Raw genomic sequence first — 23,166 nt, forward strand, 5'->3', positions numbered from 1 at the left:
GAGACCAAGACTGTAAGGAACTTTTACATATGTAATAAAAAAGTGTTATTTTTACTTTTCTACATATCAATAACGTATATAGAAAATGAAGATCAATACTGGAGTAAATGAAATATTGGGATATATTTCTGAGGATAAGCTTGATTTTTTTGCTCAAGAAACAATGGTTGATTGGAATGCAAAAAAACTAAAAGGGAAAGAGTTGTTTAAACTTTGTGTTTTTGGCATTTTGAATGAAAACAGAGCTAGTTCAAGGGTCTTTGAAAATTTTTATGAAAATCATTTCTTTTGCAAGTATGCTCAAATTCCAAAAGATAAAACTGTTAGTCATAGCAGTATTGCTGATAGAATTGGCAGTATAAATGTTGAATATTTTAAAAAATTATACAATCACACTGTTGCTGTTTTTCAAGACAAACTCAATGAAAAAGACAAATTAAGATTAAGTTTGTATGATTCAACGATTACTAGTTTATCAGCTTCATTGTTACATTTTGGAATGCAGAATGGGTGTAAAAACAAAAAAGGAGAACAAGGTAGAAATAGTATAAAGTTTACAGTTGGATTTAATGAGTTACCATTTAATGTAAAAATTCATAAAGATCAGAAGATGATTAGCGAGGATTTAGCTTTAGGTGATATTCTTAAGGATCATATTGCTAATAAGGAAGATATTGCTGTTTTTGACAGAGGAATGAAAGAGAGAAAGAAAATGGTCGAACTCTCAAATCAGCAAAAATATTTTGTAACTAGAATCTATAAAGCATCAAAATATGAAGTTGAAAAAGACAGTATAGAAACTATTTTAAATTTTGAAAATGAAATAATTAGTCTCACAAAACACAGCAAAGTACATCTCTATTGCAATGGTAAAAAAACTGAAACAATTTTCCGATTAGTTGAAGGAATATTAAAGTCAGATGGAGAAAAAATACTTTTTTTAAGTAATCTGCCTGAAAATGAATTTAATGCAGAGCAGATAATAGAAATTTATAAAAGACGTTGGGATATAGAAAGATTTTTTAGGTTTATAAAACAAGAATTAAATTTCAAGCATTATTTTTCAAGACAATGGAATGGAATCCAAGTGATGATTTATATAATTTTGATAGCGTCAATATTACTTTTAGCATATATAAAACTTAATAAATTAAAAGGATATAAAATCCCTAAAATGTCATTTTGCAATCAAATGCAAAATGACATTATTAATCAAATGATAATACACTGTGGTGGAGATCCTAATAAATTAATTAGTTTAAAAACTTGAAAAAGAAAGTTCCTTACAGTCTTGGTCAGGAGACTTTGCGCAGCGGGAGCGACTATAGATCAATTAACAAAAGAAGTAGAAACGATTAAGGCAAACGAAAAAATTGCTCAATTAAATGCCACAATAGATGAATTAAAGAGGGCTGAAAAAACCTATCAAAAGGAAAATCAAATTGCCTATGATGAAGCCTGCAAATGCCATCAACAAAATGTAGAAGAAGCCTATGCAGCAGCAACTAAAGTAGAAAAAACAATTATAGATCCGGTAACAAATACGGAAAAAACAATTGTTGAATATGAAAACTTAAACTTGCCTACTTTCAGCTTTAACAAAGCAGCGCAACTAGATTCTGAAACACTTAGCAGTCGTGTTTCTACTACTACTTTACAAGTTGTGGAAAAAATTGTAGCAGAGAACAGTTATACTTCTTTTGATGAAGTAATCAATGAATTAAAACAAGAAGTGGGCACAACAACCCAAACGTTATTTGCTAACAATCAATTATCGCAAGCAATTGTAAGCGCAAATGGCATTTTGCTTCCAGTGGCTAACACAACCAACATTACCAATGTTTTTGTGTTAACAAATACTGGTCTTAATTTTAATGGAACCACTTCTTTGCAATTATTATTTAGTGGAATTCCAAATTTAGAAAATGTCGTTTCTTCAAATTACAAACTAATTATAGATAATAATTCTGTTCCTGTTGAAGCGATTTCCTTCCAAAGCGAAATTAATAATGGAAAACTAGCTGTTAAAATTTTCACAGATGGAATTGACCTGTCAACAAGCAAAAACATCCAATTATCGGGTACTTTCATTTTGGAGAATGATGACAAAATAGTATTTAGTGGTAATGCAAGCATAACTAGAAGTGCCACAAGAGAATTAATTAGTTATACCGTTTCGGGCAAAGGCACCTATGAACTAACATTAGGGAATACTGACATTGGCGATAATGGCAACCAATCTAACAATAGTTTAGACTATATTCCTTCTGGTTATGGCATTAACCGTTTGGGAATTGCAGACTACAGAAAAGTAGAACAAGAAGTGTGTTGCTACGTTCCTGGAGAAGTATCGCATGTAGAAAACATAATGGCTCGTGAATATAAAGAAAAAACAACCCGCCGTTTAAGAAGGTCTGAAGATACAACTACAACAAGCAAAGAACAAGAAATTGAAAAACTGACAGATACCTCAACGACCGATCGTTTCGAAATGAACCAAGAAGTGAGTTCTCTATTGGCTGAAGACACACATCAAGGGGTATTTGTTAACGCAGGTTATTCAAACCAAGCTGCAGGATACTCTTTAAATGCTGGTGCCGATTTTGCCACCAACACCACGTCTGAAGAGTCCAATTCGCAAGCGGTTACCCATGCTAAAGAAATTACAGAAAGAGCATTAGACCGAGTTGTTAAAAAGGCTAAAGAGGAACGTATTTCTAAGATTATTGAAGAATATTCAGAAGAAAACACACATGGTTTCGATAACAGAAAAGGAGACAGTCATGTTTCGGGTGTATATCGTTGGATCGACAAGATCTACAAAAATAAAGTTGTGAATTATGGAAAACGACTAATGTATGAGTTCATGATTCCAGAGCCTGCTAATTTTCATAATGTAGCAGCAAGCAAAGAAAAAAAGAACGATTATGAAGTGGTTTTAGAAAAACCAATTGATCCAAGAACTGCCAATAATGAAGTAGCCTTAAAACTAGATGATACTTTTATATTTAGATACAAAAATTGGATTTCGCATTATAACGTAACAGTAGCACCAGAGCCAGTAAAAGAAAAATGGAAAAGTGCAGCCATAATAACAGATGTTTCAACAAATTCATACAAAGTAGAAGTTCCAGAAGGTTACCATTTAGTATATTATAAAGTAAGTTCTGGAGGAAGCTATAGTAATGCAGGCTATAATATTGCAGGAAACTATAATTATGTTTCTGGAAATAATGCTAGAGTATGGGACGGCACCGTCGATTCAAGATTATATGAAGACACCATTCATTTTGGAGCGCATTTAATTGATGGTAAACCTGGACATATTACCCTAGATTTAAAATTCGAAAGAAATGCTTATACCTATGAGCAATGGCAATTAGAAACATTTAATGCTATTATTAAAGCATATGAAGAAAAATTAGCCGAATACAATGGGAAATTAGCCGAATTAAAATCGGTGCAAGCAGAAAAAGCGAAAACAAACCCTGCTTTTTATCGCCAGATAGAAAACATGGTTTTAAGAAAAAATTGTATCGAATATTTAATTAGTCAAGAAGCATTAGGAAAAGAATCATTAATTACAGGAAGCCATGTTACAGACACACATGTGAAGTATGATGCACCACTGTTAGGAACCTATGCAGGAAAAGTGAAATTCTTTGAACAAGCTTTTGAGTGGGATTTAATGAGCTATAATTTCTACCCATTCTATTGGGCAAGCAAAGAAAACTGGGCGAGTTTATATAATATTAACGACATAGACGACCCTACTTTTAGAGCCTTTTTACAAAGTGGAATGGCAAGAGTAATTCTTACAGTGCGTCCAGGGTTTGAAGAAGCAGTTAACTGGTATATGGCAACGGGACAAGTATGGAATGGTGGACAAGTGCCAACAATGGACGATGAACTATTCGTCTCCATCATAGAAGAGCTTCGCGTTAAGGAAGGAGAAGTGGAAGAAACTTGGGAAAGCCGAGTACCTACCTCTTTAACAGTAATACAAGCAGGAAGTATTGGTTTAAACGTGCAAGGATTACCTTGTAATACCGATTGCGACGATCATTTACTATTTGGTTCAGATGGAAACCCCATTAAACAAAATGTAGATGCCAACGGAAACGATGTAGTATTAGGAAACAGTCAAAATAGCACCACAACAACCGACCCAGATGGTCTTGTGGGAGGAGCTAGACCTGTAGAAGAAGGAGCTGCCTAATGGTATTGTATAACCCAAAACCCCAACAATTTGTTGGGGTTTTTAAACTAATGTAATAATGAGAGCAATAGACTATGGAATACAACATTTTGGACATTACTCCTACAGCAACAATAAATCTAACATATATGTTTTTAATGAAGATATTCGATTAGATGATGATAGTAATGAATTTAAAAATGAAACCGAAGAAATAGACAATAATGTCTATTACAAAGAAATTGAATTTACAAATAATGAACAAACAAAATTTCATTATGTTCTAGATGGAGAAATACTATCTGAAGACACAATAAATTATATAAAACTAAGCGGCATAACTCCTTACTTAGAAAAAAACTTTGAATATAATGATGAATATGACCCAAATAATGAATTCAATTATTTAAACACTAAAACAATTGAATTTGAAAACAAGGTATTTTTAAAATTAAACAAAAATCAATTCCCATTAGACAGTATTAACGTATTTGGTCAATCGAAAAAGAAAAAAGACAAACCTCTTTTTTTACTTAACCAAGACTTAAACAAGAAAAATAATAGTGTAATTGTATTCATATCAGATGATGGTTCAAAATTAGAACGTGCCTACCAAAACATAGAATGCTATCAAAACGAAGTTATTCTCTTTTTAGAAAGCGATTTTGGAAGCAATATCTTCGGGTCATTGTTGCGTGTAAAAACAGGAAATAATGTTACAGATGCTAATCAAATTCCAGCTAAAGCAATTGCAAAAGTAGTAAATGCGTTTAAAATGAATATAGATATCGATGTAGCAACATTAACAAAAGCTATTCAAACGCAAATATCAAGCAAAAGCGGATTAATGCATTTTGTAAAACAACGATTTATACTAACCGACAGGTTAATTTCAATCCCTGTCAATTTCACTTTTGATGCTGTAATTGGCTATATGAACACAGTTTCTGAAGGTGTTGAAGAACATTTAAAATTCAAAGAGCATCGTTGGCAATACTACAACTCAGACGGAACCATAAACCCAGACGCCAATTTACTGTTTTTTGACCCAAGTGTTTTTGACAATCTAGAAGAGAAAGCAAAAAGAAAAGAAGGAAAAAACATTGTTAAAAAAGCACTCGACGAAGTTGACTTGTTTGAAGCCGCACTTTTTCAAAAAATAGAACAAAGTGAACAAAAAACAGAATTTAACGAATTCAACGAATATGTAACCAAAGCGCTAAAGAAAACATCCAAAATATTAAAAACATTAAAAGACTACATTAGAAATCCAGAGTTATTAGCCATAGCAATTACAAAAAACACACTAATAGCCTTAAATGCTTTCTTGGTAGGGTTACTAAACAGTATTTTTGATGTTTTTAAATGTATTTTCGACATCATTAGTTTGCTTTGTCAAGGTCTAAAAGCAGTAAGAGAAAAAGGAATTAGCCTAATTGCAAACTGGAGTTCCTATTTAGGTTTTTTTATCGAAACACTAGAAAACATTATCGACACCGCTATCAACCTTTTTAGTATAGAGAACCTAAAAGCTTTTTTTGAATTTTTAATTAAAACACAAAAATTCCTTTTCGAACTACCTGTCTATCTAACGAAGCTCGCTATCGATAATGAAACAGTAGTAACAGCAGACCGCATTGGTTATTATACAGGCTATATTATAGGAATGTTTATAGACGTTATTCTAGGAGCCATTGCTACTGGAGGAATTAAAACCTCAGCCGATGTTTTTAGAGTAATAGCAAAACAATTGCAAGACCTATTTCGTTTGGGCAAAAAAGTTTTAGAAAAAAGTTTTACATTTGCTGGTAACGTTATTGAAAGTTTTGTTGCTGTAGTAACCGCTATAAGAAAAGGAGCTAAAAATATCAAACCTTTTTTAGACGAGGTTAATAAGTTCATTGAAGAATTATTCTTTAAGGTAAACGTAATAAAAGCAGAAATAGCAGCTTGGTTGGTTAGACAACATAAAGTTTCGGAAGCTACTCTAGATCTTTTAAACGAACTAGGAGTAATTATTTATAGGAAAATTGATGAGAACTTACATGGTGTTAGAGTTCCTGTTTTTGCCGAAGGTTACTTAGCAAATTACAACGATAGAACTATTTTTGAAGGAACAGAAGAAGCTCTAGGAAATTTCGTTAAAAAGTTGGACGACATTCGACAGTCTGGAGGGAATGGGAAGAAGAAAGTTAAAAAATATTTGGATGATTTTACAGATCAATTTGGCAAAACATTAAATGTTATTTTAGATGGCAAAATTGTAGGCAAATTTACGAGAGGAAAAGAAATTGAAATATTAGATAAAAATTTTAAAATTAGTTTTGGAGGTTCTAAAATAATACTTAAAGAAAACGAAACGATTGCCATAACTGGTTTGTTAGATGATGTTTTAAAAATAAAGAAAATGGGTAGAAAAATGCCCGGTTTGTGGAAAAATGGTGTAAACATCGGTGGAACAGATTTGTTATCATCAAGAGTATGGGAAGATTTAGGCGTGAAATATAAACATTTATTAACTGAAAATCCGAAATTGTTTTGGAAAAACCGTACAGATGACTTTTGGGAGCTTGTGAACAAGCCTTGGTTAGATGAAGTTATCAAAAGAGGCGATGACGTTCGTTTTGTAACCAACCCGAATTTAGAAAAATCTAAATATGTTTATCTTGATGATTTAGATGCATTTGCTACAGGCTTAGATGGTAAAAAAGTTCAAACCATTTTTGGTAGAGAAGTTGAGTATTTAAAACAAAATGGATATAAAATAGAAAACGAATTAGCAATTAAAATAAAAAATGGAAAATGATGAATTGTATATTCCTGATGGATATCTTTCTGTAAAGATGATTGAGGAAGTAATGGCAGAATTTAACTGGGCTGTAAAGTATAAAATAGTAGAACTAAGTAAAGATTTAGGTCTTTTTAAGATTCAATTTCCAACTTCTGAAATTGAATTCCTAGATGTTCCTGAAACTGGAGTAAAATTAACTTTTTTAACCTATGATTCAGGTAAAAAGTTAAACGTAGATTATGCTGATGTTGTTGCTTTAGATTGCATTGAAAATTATGACCCTGTTAGAGATTTAGATTTAGAACTTGGGTATACCGATTTGGAGGATAGAACACGTAAGATTTTAAGAAATAAATTTAAAAACTTACAGTTTTACCATATGGGTTTTATTACAGGAGAAGATTACACCTGGGTTCATAGGTATTTAGAACGCAAGCATACATTGTAAAATTTAATAGCTATAAAGCTGTCTTCGGGCAGCTTTTTTAATTTTGTACTAAAAGAACATTTGTAAATTCATAATTTAAAGGATTGAGGTAGATGCAAACGTAAAAAAGTTCAAACCATTTTTGGTAGAGAAGTTGACTATTTAAAACAAAACGGATATAAAATTGAAAACGAATTAGCAATTAAAATAAAAAAATAGAACATGAATAAAAATGAAATGTTTTTTCCTGAAAGACATCTTTCTGTTAAGATGATTGAGGAAGTAATGGCTGAGTTTAATTGGCCAGTAAAATATACAGTAATAGAAGAAAACGAACTGTTTGCACTTTTTTTAATAAAATTTCCAACTTGTGAAATTGAATTGCAAGATATTCCTGAAACTGGGGCAAATTTAACTTTTTTAACCTATGATTCAGGTAAAAAGTTAAACGCAGACTATGCTGATGTTGTTGCTTTAGATTGCATTGATAATTACTCTCCATCAATAGATTTAGATTTAGAACTTGCATATACCGATTTAGAGGATAGAACACGTAAGATTTTAAGAAATAAATTTAAAAATTTACAGTTTTACCATATGGGTTTTATTACAGGAGAGGATTACACATGGGTTCATAGGTATTTAGAACGCAAGCATACATTGTAAAAGTTAATAGCTATAAAGCTGTCTTCGGGCAGCTTTTTTATTTTTGTACTATTATGTTTGTATATTTTTTTAAAAGAGCATCTACACACAGCCGATGAATTTATAATAGAAACAAAAAATATATTTTATGCTTGTAGTAGTTGCCAACGAGAGTTTTTAATCCTACAAGAATATGTCACTAAAATGGGTAAAAAAATGAAGATTACAATTTATGGAGATGAAGCAATTGAAGGTTCTACAGATTTATTAGATATCATAAAAAAATACAATTATGGAAATTAAATTTTTAAAAAGCTATAGAGATAATCCTATTTTAAAAACAAGAAAAGCAAAAGGGTTAACCATTGAAAGAATCAAAGAATTAGAAAAAAAATTGAATAATGGAAAATCATTTCCTAAAACCTTTTCAGAATTCTTATTCATTGGGGGAGATTATAGTGCTTTAGGCTTTGACTACGAAGGTTATTATGAAAATGGTGAGCAATATATTGCGCTAAAAGACCACTATGAAGATATAATGCCAAAATATAAAGCCTCATTAAATAGACCTTATGCAATTTTAGATTCTTATGATGGATTAACTTTTATGTTTATTTTTTTGGATGAAGGCGATGATCCCAGAGTTTATAATTTTGGTGTTCATCCTGATTATAGAGGCGAAAACGGAGAAGTAATTTATCCTATACCAGAAAAAACTTTTAGTGAACTCATCAATCGTTTAGTAGATTATGCATTACGAGGGTTACAACCTTGGTAAAACAAATTAAAGCTGTCTTCGGGCAGCTTTTTTTACAATATAAAAAGCTAAAATTTTATTCATAGTTTTAAACGTTCATTAGAGAATTATTTGTTAAGGCAAAAGACAAACTAGCTACTTTCCCAAAAGCAATAAGAGAAATCTTTGAAAAGCATGGTTTTGAAATTAGAGAAGTTCCCAAAAGTCCAGTACTTGCTTCAGTAGAAGGAGTCATAATAACACTTCTTGAAAAAGGAGAGTATGTTTTAATGAAAGACGGAAAAGAGATTTTTCGAGGTACAAAAGAAGAGATCGATGCTATAGCGGAGAAGCTAAAAGGGATGAGTGATGATGTGGCAAGGAAGTATTTGGATGAACTGAAAGACTTATCTAAAAAAGCTAAATTGTTCAATTTTAAGAAAAAGGAATTATTAGATATTTATTTAAATGAAAATAAAGGCATTAATAGCTGGATTGCTCCACTAAAAGTTAAATATCTTGATGAAGCTGAAAAATTAAAACATCAGCTTTTAATAAAAGAAGGAAAATTGTTGGATGTTAATGGTAAACCTTTTAATTCTCTCGATTTAGATAATAGATTTAATAATGGTAAAGCCATTTTTGTAATGGACGAATATGGTAGAATGTTTGCTTCAACAAAAAACAAACCTACTTTTTTTCACCATTCAAGTTTTTTAGCAGGAAAACCAGTTTCTTTTGCAGGAGAGATTGAGGTTATTGATGGCATTATTCTTAGTATTAGTAATAATAGCGGACATTATCAACCAGGAGAAGAGTTTTTAAGTCAGTTTTTTGACTTTTTAAATTATTCAAAAGTTGATACTAATTCAATTGAAAAAATTTTAATAAAATAAAAATATGAAAAATAAAAATGTTTTGGCAATACCATTATGGCTATTATTTAATGTAGAATCAATTGATGAAATAAAATTTGATGCAGTATTAGCTAATAATATTAGTGAATATGAACTCAAAGATAGAAAATACCTTTATTCTGTAATTAATTCAATAAGTGAAGAGTTTAAGTTTGATGATATAATAAGTAATATCCCAAATAAAGAAAAAATCAAATTTTCAAATGAAGAAATTTATATTTACTTATCAAAATTTAAGAATTTTATGGAAGATAAAAAATTTGGTTTATTAATAGAACGCTAATTACTTAAAAAAATAACGTTCGATAAATATTGAAAAGAGATTGTATTTCATTGATGACAATCTCTTTTTAATTTAAACAAATAATCTAAAAACTTTAAAAAACCGATGAGTCAGAACTAAAAATATAAAAAATGAGTTTTACAAAACAAATGGAAAATCATCTAAAAACTATGGGATGGTATCCAAACAGAAAGATAACGACCTATGATGAATTTATGGAAAAGTACAATTATCCAGAATTTATTAGAGAATTTATTAGAGGATATGGAGGATTAAAGTTGAAAACACTTAATAAACTTCAGGGAGATGGTATTTTGAAAGAGATGTATAGGGTTAGTTTAAATCCTTTAGATTCAGATGGAATGGATTCAGATTCAGTTGCAGAAGATTGGGCAACAGATTTAGGAAGAAAACTTTATGTTATTGGACTATATTCCCCTGAAAATTTTGATATTGCTGTAGATGCTAATGGTGCTGTGTATTTTTTAGGCCAAGATTGTTATTGCTTAGGTAAAAATATTTATCAAGGTTTAGAAAGTATTATTCGTATTGATCAATGGTCTTCAATACAGTTAGATGCAACAGATCCAACTTCGGGTTTATGGTATATCTCCAAAGATAAAACAGTAGACTTTGATTCTTACGAATTTAAGTATAGAACTTTTTAAAATTTAAAGCTGTCTTCGGGCAGCTTTTTTAATTTTGTACTAAAAGAACATTTGTAAATTCATAATTTAAAGGATAGATTTAGATGCTAACGTAAAAAAGTTCAAACTATTTTTGGAAGAGAAGTTGACTATTTAAAACAAAACGGATATAAAATAGAAAACGAATTAGCAATTAAAATAAAAAAATAAAAAATGGAAAATGATGAATTGTATATTCCTGATGGGTATCTTTCTGTTAAGATGATTGAGGAAGTAATGGCAGAATTTAACTGGCCTGTAAAGTATAAAATAATAGAAAAAAATGAACTGTTTGGGATTTTTCTAATAAAATTTCCAACTTCTGAAATTGAATTATTGGATGTTCCAGAAGACGGAATTAGTTTAACTTTTTTAACCTATGATTCAGGTAAAAAGTTAAACGCAGACTATGCTGATGTTGTTGCTTTAGATTCCATTGATAATTACTCTCCATCAAGCGATTTAGATTTAGAACTTGCATATACCGATTTAGAAGACAAAACACGTAAATCACTAAGAAACGATATGAAAAACTTACAGTTTTACCATATGGGTTTTATTACAGGAGAAGATTACACCTGGGTTCATAGGTATTTAGAACGCAAGCATACATTGTAAAAGTTGATAAATAAAAAATGGAAAAAAATTTTATATATGCGGATTAAGACCTGCTATAGTTGAAATTCATAAAGATTATAGCCATTATTTCGCTTTAAATATGGAAACTGGGGTTTTTGAAGAAAATTTAAGATATTTTCATCAAATTAATTTTGACCCAAATGGAGATGTTGAAGAGAAAAAAGAATCTGAATTTAATCGCTATGTTAAAAAGCTTAAAAAAGAAAAAGGATTAATCTAAAAAAGCTTTGTAATGAACATTCCCAAAAAGTTAAATACTATTTGGGGTATTTTTATGAGAAGAAAAACCAGTACCTACTGCAATAGAATTAGATGAAAAAGGGAATTATGTTTGGGGAAAGAATAGAATTATTTAGGCACATTCACAATTAAATAAATACTTGCTTATCAGTTATTTAATTTGTATTTTAGAAGAAATAAACCCCGAGAATGCTCAAAAAGAGTCAAAAACGGGGTTTTCTTTTAAATATGTATGTCAAAAATAATACGAATAAGTGAATTTCAGCACAAATTGCCTTTAAATATTATCAATGAAGATTTTAATGTTTTTTATGAGCAATTTCTAAAGTCTGATTTAGGTAAAATTCATCTAGCTACACCTTTTTCAGAACTTTCTCAAAGTTTTAAATTGAAAGCGTGCAAAAAAGGTCCAGATTGCATTTTTAGTACTAAAGGTAAGATTGCCTTGATGATGCTAAAAAACTATTATGGTTGTTCTGATGCTAAACTAATCGAGTTGTTAAACGGAAATGTTTACATGCAATACTTTTGTGATATTGTATTACCTCTAGATTCCCCGCTTACAAATTTTAAAATAGTTAGCCAAATAAGAATGGAATTAGCCAAAAAATTAGATGTTCGAAAAGTTCAAGAAACATTAGCTAAAAGCTGGCTACCTTATATGAATGATTTAGACAAAGTCTTGATAGATGCCACTTGTTATGAGAGTGAGTTGCGTTTTCCTACCAATGAGAAACTACTTTGGGAATGTATTGTGTGGAATTACAATCAAATGAAATCATTATGTGGAATTTTAAAAATAAAACTTCCAAGAACCAAATATATTGATTGGTGTAAACGCTACAATGAGTATTCTAGAAAAAGAAAAAAAACAGCAAAGCAACGAACAAAAATGACTCGTGGTCTTCTGAAATTATTATATAAACTTAATGGAGAATTGAGTAAAATTGAAAATCAATATTCCTTTGAGCCAACCACAAAATACAGCAAACAACGCAGAATAATCCGTCTTATTTACCAACAACAATCAAAAATTTTTGCAACAGGAAAAAGCGTTCCCGATAGAATTGTTAGCATAAATAAAAGTTATATTCGCCCAATTGTGCGTGGTAAAGAAGTAAAACAAGTAGAATTTGGAGCAAAAGTAAATAAAATTCAAATTGATGGAATCAATTTTATAGAACATATAGAATACCGTGCCTTTAACGAAGGAACTCGATTTCAAAACAGTATATTTTGCGCACAAAATCTAACTAAAACTAAAGTAAGAATTACTGGAGCTGATGCTATTTATGCCACAAATAAAAACAGAACTTTTTCGTCCACAAATAACATACAAACAGACTTTGTTAGAAAAGGAAAAGCTGGAAAACACGAAGAGCATAGAAAGAAGCTAGCCTCAGAAATTAAAAAAGAAAGAGCTACTCGATTAGAAGGTAGTTTTGGCAAAGAAAAAGAGCACTATAATTTACGAAAGATAAAAGCTAGAACCAAGAAAAGTGAAATGCTTTGGATTTTTTTCGGAATACATACAGCTAATGCTAAAGAAATAGGAAGAAGAATTTACAAAAATCAAACACAACTAGCAGCGTAAAGTATTCAAAAAAATACTTTATAGGAAAAGTGCGTCTTGTTGAGAAATATCAAATTTAAAAATCATAAAAACATATAATTTTTACTACAAAATAAAAAACCTCAATTATATTAATATGAATTGAGGTTTTTATTTAAAGTATTTTTCAAAAAATCTTGTTACTTCTGAATTTGCCTATTTAACAATTTAACCACCTTCAGGTGGTTTTTTTATGCTTAAAAGGTAATTATGTAATTCTATCTTTGGAAACAGAATAATCTACTGCCATAAAAGGAGGGTTTCGCAAAAGTGCCAAAGAAGATTTATTGGCAATAGATATGTATCTCCTTTTTCTTGGTAATGTTTAAATAAGCTTTTCTTAAATATTAAATTAAATAGCGCAGTTATTAAACTTTATAGCGCAGTTATGAAACTTAATAGCACATTTATTAAACTTTATAGTGCAGTTATTAAATTAAATAGCACATTTATTAAATTAAATAGCACAGTTATTAAACTTTATAGCACAGTTATTAAACTTTATAGCACAGTTATTAAACTTTATAGCACAGTTATTAAACTTTATAGCACAGTTATTAAACTTTATAGCACAGTTATTAAACTTTATAGCACAGTTATTAAACTTTATAGCACAGTTATTAAACTTTATAGCGCAGTTATTAAATTAAATAGCACATTTATTAAATTAAATAGCACATTTATTAAATTAAATAGCACATTTATTAAATTAAATAGCACATTTATTAAATTAAATAGCACATTTATTAAATTAAATAGCACAGTTACTAAACTTTATAGCACAGTTACTAAACTTTATAGCACAGTTATTAAATTAAATAGCGCATTTATTAAACTTTATAGCACAAATACTAATTTAAATTAACGACAAGCAATAAAAAAGAGCAGTCTAAATTACACTTCTTAACTTCTCAATTTTAGAGACAACACTTCCTCTTTCAAACAAACGCAAAATTTTAAAAAGTAAAGACGGAATATAACCAGGATTAGTAATCAAATCGGCAATTTTAGTAATAGAAATATCGCGCTCTTTTATTTTTTGTGTTAATATTACACTATCTAGTGGAGCTAATGAAACTGCAAACTTCCACGCTCCGTTTCGTGCTTCTTGCATACTAAAATCAATAAGAAAGGTATCTACTTTTTGGGTTTTCTTTAAAATCCATTTCAAAATTGGCCAAACATCAGATAAGGCAGTTTCCACATTTGCAACTAAACCAGATAAAATGGTATTAATAGTATCAAAATCGTTTTTAAGATCTTCAATGGCATCGCCTGGTGCCACCTGAGCAGCAGCCACACCCAAGTCTAAATTAATATGAGCATTCATCCCTAATAATAAATGTTGCAAAACAATCATCCAAAAATCGTTTGCATGTTTAAAAGCCACTTCCCAGCAAGATGAAGCTGCTTCTCCGTTGCTATATTGATAGTAGGCTTTAATATATCTGTTGGCAAAAATGACATCTAACTGCTCCATTCTAGGACCGTTTTCAAACATTCCTTGTGCAATTCCTTCTTTTACTTTCTCGGTTACTTTGCAATACAAAACAGCAAAATACCCCATAGTACTATGCTCTTTAATCGCTTCATCAATTATGGTATTTAAAATAATGATTACCTCATCTATGGTATTAGCTTGTGGTATATTTTTAGGCATTACATACAAATTTTTAAAAAAAGTAAATATAAACACTTTTAAATTATAAAACAGTAGTCAAAAATCATCAAAAAAACCATAGCAGAGACTATATTCGCAGAAATAAATCAAAAAGAGTAGAAATAAATCTATTTATATTGACTATTTTCTTTTTTATATTTGATTATTAAGATTATTTTCTTTATCTTTGTAGTGTATAATTTTAATAAAAAAAGTATGGACACACACACGAAAAGAAGAATTGAAAAACTACATCCTTTAGTAAGAGATGAGGTTGAAAAAATCATTAACGAATGCAATGAAGCTTTGACGGGGAATGCCAAAGTAAGAATTACACAAGGGCTACGAACCTTTGAAGAACAAAGGCTTTTGCACAATAAAGGCAGAATTGCACCAGGGAAAAAAGTAACCAATGCAAAAGCAGGACAATCGATACACAATTATGGTTTTGCAGTAGATATTTGCCTCATTATAGACGACAAAATTGCCTCTTGGAACACGGTAAAAGATTGGGATAACGACACCGTTGCAGACTGGTATGAATGTGTGAAAATTTTCTCAAAATATGATTGGGAATGGGGTGGCAATTGGAAAACTTTCAAAGACCTTCCTCATTTCGAAAAAAGAGGTTATAACAATTGGAGAAAACTCATAAAAATGGAAAAAGACCAAAATGGTTATGTCATTATAGAAAAAAAACAATAATATAAAAACATGAAATTCCATATACTAATAGTTTGAATATGCCAAAATATTCCTAGAAATCCACTATAAACAAACGTTTAGTAAAAAAGATACTCCTACAAATAAAGCGATAACACATGGTTATCTATAACAAATAAAATTTTACACCCATGAAAACACTAAAAACAAAACTCATTCTATTCACATTGATGGTTATGGCAAGTTGTCAGTCAATAAAAACAGTTCTTTTTGATCATTATTCCTACCAAAAAACCACAGCAATAAAAACAGAAATGCTTTTATTAATGGATAAATCGGATTTTGCGTATGAATTACAAAAAGAGAATGTTGCTCAATTATTATTAGAAATTGCAAAATTGAAGGAATATGAAAGGAACAAACCAAATAATGAAATTACCTATGAAATGTGGAACCTATTGACCGATACAGAAAAAAACTTAATAGGCGGCTACTTTAAATTTTGGGAAGAAAAACAAACATTATCGCCAGAATTTACGCAAGAAGCAAAAATACAAATCACAGAAGCGCTAGATGTTCTCATTCAATATGAAATTAAAAAAGACAAAACATCCAAAGACAATTTATTAGCAATACTAACCCAATAAAAACAAATAGCACCATGAATACAGAAATTGTAATAAAAGAACTAAAAGAAGCACTTTTAGGTCTTCTTGAAAAAAAATATTCAGAACTAAAACCAGAAATTCGGGAAGATATTAATGATTTTTTAGATAAATCTAAAGAAAAACTAGAACGTTGGTCACTACTAGTTTTAGAAAATGCCATAACAGCAAAAGAATTTGAATGGCTACTAAAAAGCCAGAAAGACATTATGCTTCTCAAGGCCTTATATAGTGCTGGTGTTTCAAAAATTAGATTGAATACTATTAAAAACAGCATTATCAAAACAACTTTTGATGTTGTTTTGACTTCAATAATCAAATAATAAACAAACAATAAACAAACAAAACATATGACAAAAAAAATCAGAATACTAAGTCTAGATGGTGGAGGAATTAGAGGAATTATTAGCTGTGTAGTGCTGAAATATATTCAGGAGCAATTACAAAAAATTGACAATCCGAATGCAAAAATTGGTGATTATTTTGATTTAATTGCTGGAAGTAGCACGGGTGGTTTGCTAACTGCAATATTATTATTTCCAGACAATACCAACAATGCAAAATTCTCTATTGAAGCCGCTTTAGATCTCTATGCAAAAAAAGGTGACACTATTTTTAATGTCTCCTTTTGGGAAGAAATAATAAACCCTTTTGGGTTGTTTAATGAAAAAATATCGCAGCGCAATTTAGAAAGACAATTGCACGAAGTGTTTGGCAATCTCGAATTGAGAGCTTTAATAAAACCATGCTTAATAACCTCCTATGATATTAACCAAAGGAAAGCAAAGTTCTTTTGTAGCCATGAAGCCAATTCTTCGTTAGAAAATTTCTATGTGAAAGACGTTTGCAGAGCCACGAGTGCTGCTCCAACCTATTTTGAACCAGCCAAAATTAAATCGCTCTACGATCAAGAATTCACCCTAATAGACGGAGGTGTCTATGCCAATAATCCGGCTTTGTGTGCCTATGCTGAAGCGAGAAAAATTCCGTTTTCGAAAATATTAAAAGATGCCGAAAAAGTGGATTATCCAGACATTAATGACATGATGATTGTTTCCATTGGAACTGGTGAAGTTTTGAAACCTTATACGTTTGAGAAATTTGAAAATGCAGGAAAAATTAAATGGATTTCTCCTTTGATAGATATTTTACTTTCTGCCAATGTTGAAACGGTTAATTATCATCTTTCAAAGATGTTTGAATCTTTAGGCCCAAGAAACAGAAAGAATTACTATCGACTGATGCCTCAATTACACAATGCTTCACCCGAAATGGACGATACTTCAAAGAAAAACATCTTTGAATTGATACAAGCAGGTTTGTATTTTGTGGATCAAAACAGAAAAACATTAAATGAAGTTGCTAAGAAATTGGTGAAGTATAAATAAAATACTAAAAAAAATCTTACTTTTGCAAAAAAATATTATTATGAAATTAAAAAAATTACACATTTTTGTTTGCATTACATTATCTAGTTTGGGCTTTGCTCAATCAACTTACACAAACGGATCAATAGCCACAGGGCAGATCACAAAAAGCGGTGTTTTAGCCCCAACTTTACCAGCACAACATCAATGGAGTGAGCTGCAAAACAATAGTGGGAATACAACACAAACCAATAATATTTCTGGATATGATGGATACTTTAATGGTGGCAATACTGATTTAAGGGTTTTTGATGATTTCACTGTCCCGTTTGGACAAACTTGGAATATTGAGAATGTAGATGTTTTTTGTTATCAATTGGATTTTTTAGGGAGTGCGTCACCATTAGATATTTTGAGAGTTCGAATTTGGAGTGGTTTTCCTTATTTAAATACTTCAACGGTAGTTGCTGGTAATATGACAACAAACATAATTGATTTAGCAAATTGTGAAGACACTTATACACTTAGAATTAGCAATACACAAATACCAAACCCTGGAACTCCACCTACAGAAAACAAAAGAATTTGGAAAATAAGAGGAAATCTAACTGCAAGTTTAACTGCTGGAAGGTATTGGATAGAATATCAAGGAAAAGCAGTAAACAACGCTAGTTTTAAATTTATACCAACTACGACAATAGACTCAAGAGGGAATGGCAATGCAAATCAATACAATGTGATTTCGAATACTTTTAGTTCTTTATCAGATACAGGATCTCCCTATTCATCTCCAGATGTTCAACAAGATTTGGCTTTTAATATAAATTACACTACTCCGCTTAGTACTGTATTAAATAGTAAAACTAATTTTTCTATTTACCCAAATCCTGCATCTGATATTCTTAATATAGAAGTTGAAAATAAAAATGATAACTATAATTATCAAATAAATGACATAATGGGAAAAGTTATCAAATCAGGGATTGTATCATCAGAAAGTATATTAATTGATGATTTAAAAAATGGAGTATATTTTCTAAGTTTGAGCTCAGAAAACGAAAGATTGAACATCAAATTTATTAAACAAAACTAAAAAAATAAAACAATTTCAAAAAAGCTACTTTCGAGTAGCTTTTTTGCTTTCTATAACAAAATCTAAAACAGGAAAATGGTTTGTGAGCCATTGGGGAATTATTAGTTTTTGTGTAAGTTTAGGAACTATTTCCTATTATCTAGCCAAAGGTATTGCAAAGTATGGGAAACAGTTTAAAACCCAAGTGCAAAACGAACCTCAACTAACCAAACAAGTTGATGAATTGGTTGAGGAGAGTAAGAAAGTTGCGGATGATTTTGACAATATAGGTCTATTAAATAAAATTGTTAAATCACATAATGGAATAAAATATGAAATATTAATATTTCAAGATAGAATACGTTTTAATTTATTAACAAAAAACAACAATTGGGATAATTCTGCGAGACTATGGGGTGGAGAATTAGAATTTGATTTTAATATAAGTGGCGTAAAAGGGTTAGGTCAAAAATGGACAGATGATGCCTTTGAGATTTTTAAAGAAAGAGTTAAAAGTGTTAAAGTTGAATGGAAGCAATTACCTGATTATCCAGAAGGAACGTCTCTTGGTTACAAACAGTTTAATAAAGTATTTGAAGATACATATGACATGTATGAAGCAGCAAAAGCAACTAGATTTTATGAAACTATGAGTAAAAAAGGATTTAATAATATAAAACATGTAGACTCTCAAGAAAGTATAATAGTGATTTTAACAAAATAATTAAAAAATGAAACCATATTATTTAGTATTTAATACAAAAGGTAAATTAATCTCTGGAACAGATTTAGAGATGACATTTAAAAGATACTCAGAATTAGCAATTAATTCTAATTTGAAAGAAAGTTTAAAAAAAAGAATTTATGCAGAACAAGATTTTGAAGTTACAATTCAAGAACTTAAAGAAATAGAAAAAACTTTTGACCAAAAAATAGAAGATTGTTTAAAACATCCCGACTTTAATCCTTTTAAAGAAAAATTAAGAGAACGATTTCCAAATCAATATGGAAGTCAACCGTTTAAACATAAAGGAACTACTTATTATTTATATCATAAAGGTAGAGAATTTTATATTGATAGTTTGATCATTAAAACTTTAGGTTTTAAAGAATTAGTTGAGGCATATCTTAAAGCAGACAAACCATTAAAATATATTTATAAAAAATAAAATAAGGCTACTTTCGAGTAGCTTCTTTTTTTTGTGTAAGTTTAGCAACAATTTCTTATTATCTAGCCAAAGGTATTGCAAAATATGGGAAACAGTTTAAAACCCAGGTGCAAAACGAACCTCAACTAACCAAACAAGTTGATGAATTGGTTGAGGAGAGTAAAAGGGTTGTTGAGATAGATTATTTAGCAAATGTAAGTGGAAGAGGAAGAAGATTAGGTCAAATATGGTCAAAGTCAAGTTTAAATGAGTTAGCAAATTATTTAAAAAAACAAAAAGTTGATTTTGAAATTTTTCCAGAAAAAGGCAGTTATGAAATAAAAGATTTTTTTGGCTCAGATGGTAAACCTGCAATATTACCTAATGGAAAACAAGCAGCTTATGTTTATACAGCAAAAGAAGCAAAATTTGTTGTGCGTGATAAAGCAACACTTTTTGAGACTTTACATGAATTTATACATTTTAAACATTCTAAAAGTATTGGCTTAAAACAATATTATAACTTAGGAGGTGCTGATACAGCAGGAGAGTTAATAAAAGAGCAACATGTTTTTGATAGATTAATAGAATACAAAGATTTATTGACAAAAGATGAACTAAAATGGTCATTAGCTTATTTAAATAAATATATTTATAATCCAAGAGGAATAAATCCAATTGATTTTTCTTTTGATATAAATAAAATCCCTGAAGTCAGAAAAGAGATAGACATAAAATCCATTTTTAATTTAAAATAAAAGAAATGATAGCTAAAGAAAAAATAAAAGAAAAAGTCGAGAAATATCTGAAAGAAAAAAAAATTCAATACACAAAATTAGCGACTGATGTTAATAAAATTACTCTTTGGAAAAATGATGAAATCTTATGGGGTAAAAGAAAAGGAGAAATTATAGATATGTATACTTATCCTTATTTAGCAATGTGGACTCAAGAAGAAAAATACATGGGAGTACATGTTGATGCTAAAACAGGAGAGTTATTATATATTATGACACCTCATGGTTGTATTGATATAGAAGATTAACATTAGGGGGCTGTCCGAAAAGGACAGCTTTTTTTATGTAGCTATTTTTAAGCTATTTTGTTTTGAAGAAAAAATAATAGCAAAATAACTTTGAGTTACTTTAACAAGGCAAATTTTAGTTTTAAAATAGGCTAGATAAGTGTGAATTTTGGTTTTGAAAACAAATTTTGGCAAGTCTGTCTTGAATGCATTCATTTTTCTAAAGTTGTGTCCAAGGGCCATTAGTAAAAACTCTAATGTTACTTTTTCTAATCCCTTCATTGTGAATCGATTGAATTTATTATTGCTTTTAAGTTGACCAAAAACTGCTTCTACCTCTATTGGACGTTTACTTCGATGTTTTAGTCCTTTTTCACTCATTAGTAGCTTTCTTGCTTTTTCTTTTAATTCATTTAATCGATGATTGACTGATAAAATTCTATTACCTTTTGCTTGATGACATTGACTTCGTAAAGGACATCCTTGGCATCTTTTGGCTTGATAATATGTAATTTGTGATTCATATCCAGTACTGGTTTCACGTTTTCCTACTCCTGTTTTTTGCATAATTTGCCCCATTGGACAAACATAAAAATCGTGTTCTTCGTTGTAGAATAAGTTTTGAACAAGAAAAGGATTGTTTTTTATCTTTCTTTTTTGTTCTTGATGAAAATAGTTGTATTTAACATAAGCATCAGCCTTTTTTTCTTCAAGCATTTGATAATTTTCTTCACTGCCATAACCTGCATCTGCAACGATTTCCTTGCTCTGTTTTTGATAAGCTTTTTCAAAACCTTCAAGATGAGAACTTAAGGTTGTAGTGTCATTTGTTGTTTGATGAACAGATACATGTGTAATGAATTGATTTTCTGTAGATATTTGCGGATTGTAAGCGGGTTTTAATTGACCGTTTTTCATATGATCTTCTTTCATTCTCATAAAGGTAGCTTCGGGATCCGTTTTACTATAAGAGTTCCTATTTTCCATTGTAGCTAAGTCTTTTTCATATTTTTCAAGCTTTGGAAGATGCTCCTCTTGAAGTTTTTGTAACTCTTTTTCCTGCTTTTTGGTAGGCATTTTGAGCTTTTTATTAAGAATCGAAAGCTTTTCTTTTAATCTTTCCGAATCTATTGATTTTGGTAATTCTTCTATATTTAGTTCTTGATTATCAGATTGAATACTATTTTCAATAGTTGATAAAATATGACTAATTTTAATTTCTAGTTTTTCTTTATATTTCTCAATGGAGCCTCTCCATACAAAAGTATATTTATTAGCTTTAGATTCTATCTTTGTACCATCAATATACTGAACATCTAGGCTTACATATTTCATTTCAACCAACATTTTTACCACTTCTGCAAAAAGAGTTTGAATGTGATTTTTTAGAACTTTACCCCTAAAATCGTTTATCGTTCTAAAATCAGGAGTCGAGTTGCCCGAAATATACATAAAATGAATGTTCTCCTGAAGTGCTTTTGCAATTTTTCTGCAAGAATATACATTAGATAAATAACTGTAAAACAAAACCTTAATCATCATTCTTGGATGGTAAGCTGAAGTACCTCCACCTTTATAGTGCTTTAAAATTTCACTTATATCTAACTGATTAACAACTTGTTCCACTAAGCGAACTGGATGGTTTTGCGGTATTCTATCGAAAATATTGATAGGAAATAACTCTGGAGAATTGCCTGTTTGATTTTTAAAAACTATCTTAGCCATTGTGTATTTTTGTCTCAATTCTAAGATACTAATTTTAGAGAAAAATACAACAAAAAAAGGCTGTCCTTACTTTTTGGACAGCCTCTTTGCTTTCTATAACAAAAAAACCACTTATGTAATCTAGCCAACATTTCAAAAAAAAGCCATGGGCTACATTTGCAGTATAATTTATTAAGATAAAAAAAATGAAAAAAAGTATTTTAGCAATTAGTGCATTCGTAGTAATGCTTTTCGCATCTTGTAATGAGAAAAAAACAGAAGAAGTAATGGCAGAAGAAACTCCTGTTACAGAAGAAGTAATGGTTGAGGAAACTCCTGCAACAGAAATTGTAAAACTAGAAGAAGTGGAGGGTGCTTTTACGACAACAGAATTAAAATTGAAGCCAGGTAGCTATTCTTTCGAAGTAACAAACAAAGGAATTGACCATGAAGTGGCTTTTGTTTTAGCTCCTAATAAGGAAAACCTTCAAGAATCTGATTTTATTGCAGATGCCATGTTAACGCAAACTATTAAAGACGGTGAAACAGCTTCTTCAAAAATGCCTGTAACACTAGAAAAAGGAGAATATGTATATTTTTGTCCGTTGAACAATACTCCAAAATACAAGTTAATTGTTGAATAATTCATTCATTGCAATTTAGATCATCTTACTACAAAAAAGCACATC

General features: G+C 30.1%; 24 protein-coding genes and 1 pseudogene. 23 read left to right on the plus strand and 2 right to left on the minus strand.

All coding sequences use genetic code 11. The features are described 5' to 3' along the window. Positions 1-85: 85 nt before the first annotated feature. From ACZ49Z_RS06435 to ACZ49Z_RS06495, 13 genes are all read left to right on the plus strand, one after another. Positions 86-1,270: an IS4 family transposase gene (locus ACZ49Z_RS06435; protein ID WP_464307358.1), complete on the plus strand. Its 1,185-nt coding sequence runs from the start codon at positions 86-88 to the stop codon at positions 1,268-1,270. A gap of 21 nt (positions 1,271-1,291) precedes the next feature. Beyond that, a complete protein-coding gene (locus tag ACZ49Z_RS06440) occupies positions 1,292-4,219 on the plus strand; it encodes a hypothetical protein (protein WP_464307365.1) in 2,928 nt (975 codons plus the stop codon). Positions 4,220-4,277: 58 nt separating this feature from the next. Then, a complete protein-coding gene (locus ACZ49Z_RS06445; RefSeq protein ID WP_464307366.1) occupies positions 4,278-7,004 on the plus strand; it encodes a hypothetical protein in 2,727 nt (908 codons plus the stop codon). Further along, the gene (locus ACZ49Z_RS06450) at positions 6,994-7,437 is read left to right on the plus strand and encodes a hypothetical protein (protein ID WP_464307367.1); all 444 of its coding nucleotides are present in this window, start codon (positions 6,994-6,996) and stop codon (positions 7,435-7,437) included. Before ACZ49Z_RS06445 ends, ACZ49Z_RS06450 begins: the two co-directional genes overlap by 11 nt. A gap of 201 nt (positions 7,438-7,638) precedes the next feature. Then, the gene (locus ACZ49Z_RS06455) at positions 7,639-8,082 is read left to right on the plus strand and encodes a hypothetical protein (protein ID WP_464307368.1); all 444 of its coding nucleotides are present in this window, start codon (positions 7,639-7,641) and stop codon (positions 8,080-8,082) included. A 57-nt stretch (positions 8,083-8,139) separates the two neighbouring features. Further along, the gene (locus ACZ49Z_RS06460; RefSeq protein ID WP_464307369.1) at positions 8,140-8,364 is read left to right on the plus strand and encodes a hypothetical protein; all 225 of its coding nucleotides are present in this window, start codon (positions 8,140-8,142) and stop codon (positions 8,362-8,364) included. Continuing rightward, positions 8,354-8,839, plus strand: a complete 486-nt coding sequence (locus tag ACZ49Z_RS06465; protein WP_464307370.1) for an SMI1/KNR4 family protein — start codon at positions 8,354-8,356, stop codon at positions 8,837-8,839. Before ACZ49Z_RS06460 ends, ACZ49Z_RS06465 begins: the two co-directional genes overlap by 11 nt. A gap of 248 nt (positions 8,840-9,087) precedes the next feature. Then, positions 9,088-9,693, plus strand: a complete 606-nt coding sequence (locus tag ACZ49Z_RS06470; protein ID WP_464307371.1) for a hypothetical protein — start codon at positions 9,088-9,090, stop codon at positions 9,691-9,693. 4 nt (positions 9,694-9,697) lie between these two features. After that, complete coding sequence (locus ACZ49Z_RS06475; protein WP_462679930.1) at positions 9,698-9,997, plus strand: hypothetical protein; 300 nt, start codon at positions 9,698-9,700, stop codon at positions 9,995-9,997. 131 nt (positions 9,998-10,128) lie between these two features. Beyond that, complete coding sequence (locus ACZ49Z_RS06480; protein ID WP_464307372.1) at positions 10,129-10,665, plus strand: SUKH-3 domain-containing protein; 537 nt, start codon at positions 10,129-10,131, stop codon at positions 10,663-10,665. Between the two features lie 192 nt (positions 10,666-10,857). Next, positions 10,858-11,301, plus strand: coding sequence for a hypothetical protein (locus tag ACZ49Z_RS06485; protein ID WP_464307373.1), 444 nt, complete (start codon positions 10,858-10,860; stop codon positions 11,299-11,301). Between the two features lie 100 nt (positions 11,302-11,401). Then, complete coding sequence (locus ACZ49Z_RS06490; RefSeq protein ID WP_464307374.1) at positions 11,402-11,542, plus strand: hypothetical protein; 141 nt, start codon at positions 11,402-11,404, stop codon at positions 11,540-11,542. Positions 11,543-11,794: 252 nt separating this feature from the next. Then, positions 11,795-13,156, plus strand: a complete 1,362-nt coding sequence (locus tag ACZ49Z_RS06495) for a transposase family protein (RefSeq protein WP_464304430.1) — start codon at positions 11,795-11,797, stop codon at positions 13,154-13,156. Between the two features lie 907 nt (positions 13,157-14,063). Here ACZ49Z_RS06495 and ACZ49Z_RS06500 read toward each other — a convergent pair. Beyond that, positions 14,064-14,834, minus strand: a complete 771-nt coding sequence (locus ACZ49Z_RS06500; RefSeq protein WP_464307375.1) for a DUF5995 family protein — start codon at positions 14,832-14,834, stop codon at positions 14,064-14,066. A gap of 216 nt (positions 14,835-15,050) precedes the next feature. On the opposite strand from ACZ49Z_RS06500, the gene ACZ49Z_RS06505 reads away from it, so the two are divergent. The 9 genes from ACZ49Z_RS06505 to ACZ49Z_RS06545 all read left to right on the plus strand — a co-directional run bounded on the left by ACZ49Z_RS06505 (position 15,051) and on the right by ACZ49Z_RS06545 (position 20,794). Continuing rightward, positions 15,051-15,539, plus strand: a complete 489-nt coding sequence (locus tag ACZ49Z_RS06505; RefSeq protein ID WP_462679287.1) for a M15 family metallopeptidase — start codon at positions 15,051-15,053, stop codon at positions 15,537-15,539. 149 nt (positions 15,540-15,688) lie between these two features. Then, a complete protein-coding gene (locus ACZ49Z_RS06510; RefSeq protein ID WP_464307376.1) occupies positions 15,689-16,144 on the plus strand; it encodes a hypothetical protein in 456 nt (151 codons plus the stop codon). 14 nt (positions 16,145-16,158) lie between these two features. Next, a complete protein-coding gene (locus tag ACZ49Z_RS06515) occupies positions 16,159-16,485 on the plus strand; it encodes a hypothetical protein (protein WP_464307377.1) in 327 nt (108 codons plus the stop codon). A 27-nt stretch (positions 16,486-16,512) separates the two neighbouring features. Then, positions 16,513-17,550: a patatin-like phospholipase family protein gene (locus ACZ49Z_RS06520; RefSeq protein ID WP_462679284.1), complete on the plus strand. Its 1,038-nt coding sequence runs from the start codon at positions 16,513-16,515 to the stop codon at positions 17,548-17,550. Positions 17,551-17,590: 40 nt separating this feature from the next. Next, a complete protein-coding gene (locus ACZ49Z_RS06525; protein ID WP_464307378.1) occupies positions 17,591-18,622 on the plus strand; it encodes a T9SS type A sorting domain-containing protein in 1,032 nt (343 codons plus the stop codon). Between the two features lie 43 nt (positions 18,623-18,665). Next, positions 18,666-19,325 (plus strand): hypothetical protein, encoded by a 660-nt coding sequence (locus ACZ49Z_RS06530; RefSeq protein ID WP_464307379.1) that lies wholly within the window; start codon positions 18,666-18,668, stop codon positions 19,323-19,325. 7 nt (positions 19,326-19,332) lie between these two features. Continuing rightward, a complete protein-coding gene (locus ACZ49Z_RS06535; protein ID WP_464307380.1) occupies positions 19,333-19,770 on the plus strand; it encodes a hypothetical protein in 438 nt (145 codons plus the stop codon). A gap of 107 nt (positions 19,771-19,877) precedes the next feature. Then, positions 19,878-20,507, plus strand: a complete 630-nt coding sequence (locus tag ACZ49Z_RS06540; RefSeq protein WP_464307381.1) for a zincin-like metallopeptidase toxin domain-containing protein — start codon at positions 19,878-19,880, stop codon at positions 20,505-20,507. 5 nt (positions 20,508-20,512) lie between these two features. After that, a complete protein-coding gene (locus tag ACZ49Z_RS06545; RefSeq protein ID WP_462679281.1) occupies positions 20,513-20,794 on the plus strand; it encodes a hypothetical protein in 282 nt (93 codons plus the stop codon). A gap of 192 nt (positions 20,795-20,986) precedes the next feature. Here the strand turns inward: ACZ49Z_RS06545 and ACZ49Z_RS06550 are convergent. Next, positions 20,987-22,498 (minus strand): annotated as a pseudogene (locus ACZ49Z_RS06550) (IS1182 family transposase); the annotation flags it as partial. Positions 22,499-22,683: 185 nt separating this feature from the next. On the opposite strand from ACZ49Z_RS06550, the gene ACZ49Z_RS06555 reads away from it, so the two are divergent. Next, on the plus strand, positions 22,684-23,121 hold the full coding sequence (locus ACZ49Z_RS06555) for a plastocyanin/azurin family copper-binding protein (RefSeq protein WP_464307382.1): 438 nt from the start codon (positions 22,684-22,686) through the stop codon (positions 23,119-23,121). Positions 23,122-23,166: the final 45 nt, after the last annotated feature.

It is taken from the genome of Flavobacterium sp. KY-23415, from assembly GCF_055384985.1.

Coding starts and splice junctions, on each gene's coding strand:
- ACZ49Z_RS06435 (WP_464307358.1), top strand. CDS start 86: ATGAAGATCAATACTGGAGTAAATGAAATATTGGGATATATTTCTGAG.
- ACZ49Z_RS06445 (WP_464307366.1), top strand. CDS start 4,278: ATGAGAGCAATAGACTATGGAATACAACATTTTGGACATTACTCCTAC.
- ACZ49Z_RS06450 (WP_464307367.1), top strand. CDS start 6,994: ATGGAAAATGATGAATTGTATATTCCTGATGGATATCTTTCTGTAAAG.
- ACZ49Z_RS06455 (WP_464307368.1), top strand. CDS start 7,639: ATGAATAAAAATGAAATGTTTTTTCCTGAAAGACATCTTTCTGTTAAG.
- ACZ49Z_RS06465 (WP_464307370.1), top strand. CDS start 8,354: ATGGAAATTAAATTTTTAAAAAGCTATAGAGATAATCCTATTTTAAAA.
- ACZ49Z_RS06470 (WP_464307371.1), top strand. CDS start 9,088: ATGAAAGACGGAAAAGAGATTTTTCGAGGTACAAAAGAAGAGATCGAT.
- ACZ49Z_RS06475 (WP_462679930.1), top strand. CDS start 9,698: ATGAAAAATAAAAATGTTTTGGCAATACCATTATGGCTATTATTTAAT.
- ACZ49Z_RS06480 (WP_464307372.1), top strand. CDS start 10,129: ATGAGTTTTACAAAACAAATGGAAAATCATCTAAAAACTATGGGATGG.
- ACZ49Z_RS06485 (WP_464307373.1), top strand. CDS start 10,858: ATGGAAAATGATGAATTGTATATTCCTGATGGGTATCTTTCTGTTAAG.
- ACZ49Z_RS06490 (WP_464307374.1), top strand. CDS start 11,402: ATGGAAACTGGGGTTTTTGAAGAAAATTTAAGATATTTTCATCAAATT.
- ACZ49Z_RS06495 (WP_464304430.1), top strand. CDS start 11,795: ATGTCAAAAATAATACGAATAAGTGAATTTCAGCACAAATTGCCTTTA.
- ACZ49Z_RS06500 (WP_464307375.1), bottom strand. CDS start 14,834: ATGCCTAAAAATATACCACAAGCTAATACCATAGATGAGGTAATCATT.
- ACZ49Z_RS06505 (WP_462679287.1), top strand. CDS start 15,051: ATGGACACACACACGAAAAGAAGAATTGAAAAACTACATCCTTTAGTA.
- ACZ49Z_RS06510 (WP_464307376.1), top strand. CDS start 15,689: ATGAAAACACTAAAAACAAAACTCATTCTATTCACATTGATGGTTATG.
- ACZ49Z_RS06515 (WP_464307377.1), top strand. CDS start 16,159: ATGAATACAGAAATTGTAATAAAAGAACTAAAAGAAGCACTTTTAGGT.
- ACZ49Z_RS06520 (WP_462679284.1), top strand. CDS start 16,513: ATGACAAAAAAAATCAGAATACTAAGTCTAGATGGTGGAGGAATTAGA.
- ACZ49Z_RS06525 (WP_464307378.1), top strand. CDS start 17,591: ATGAAATTAAAAAAATTACACATTTTTGTTTGCATTACATTATCTAGT.
- ACZ49Z_RS06535 (WP_464307380.1), top strand. CDS start 19,333: ATGAAACCATATTATTTAGTATTTAATACAAAAGGTAAATTAATCTCT.
- ACZ49Z_RS06545 (WP_462679281.1), top strand. CDS start 20,513: ATGATAGCTAAAGAAAAAATAAAAGAAAAAGTCGAGAAATATCTGAAA.
- ACZ49Z_RS06555 (WP_464307382.1), top strand. CDS start 22,684: ATGAAAAAAAGTATTTTAGCAATTAGTGCATTCGTAGTAATGCTTTTC.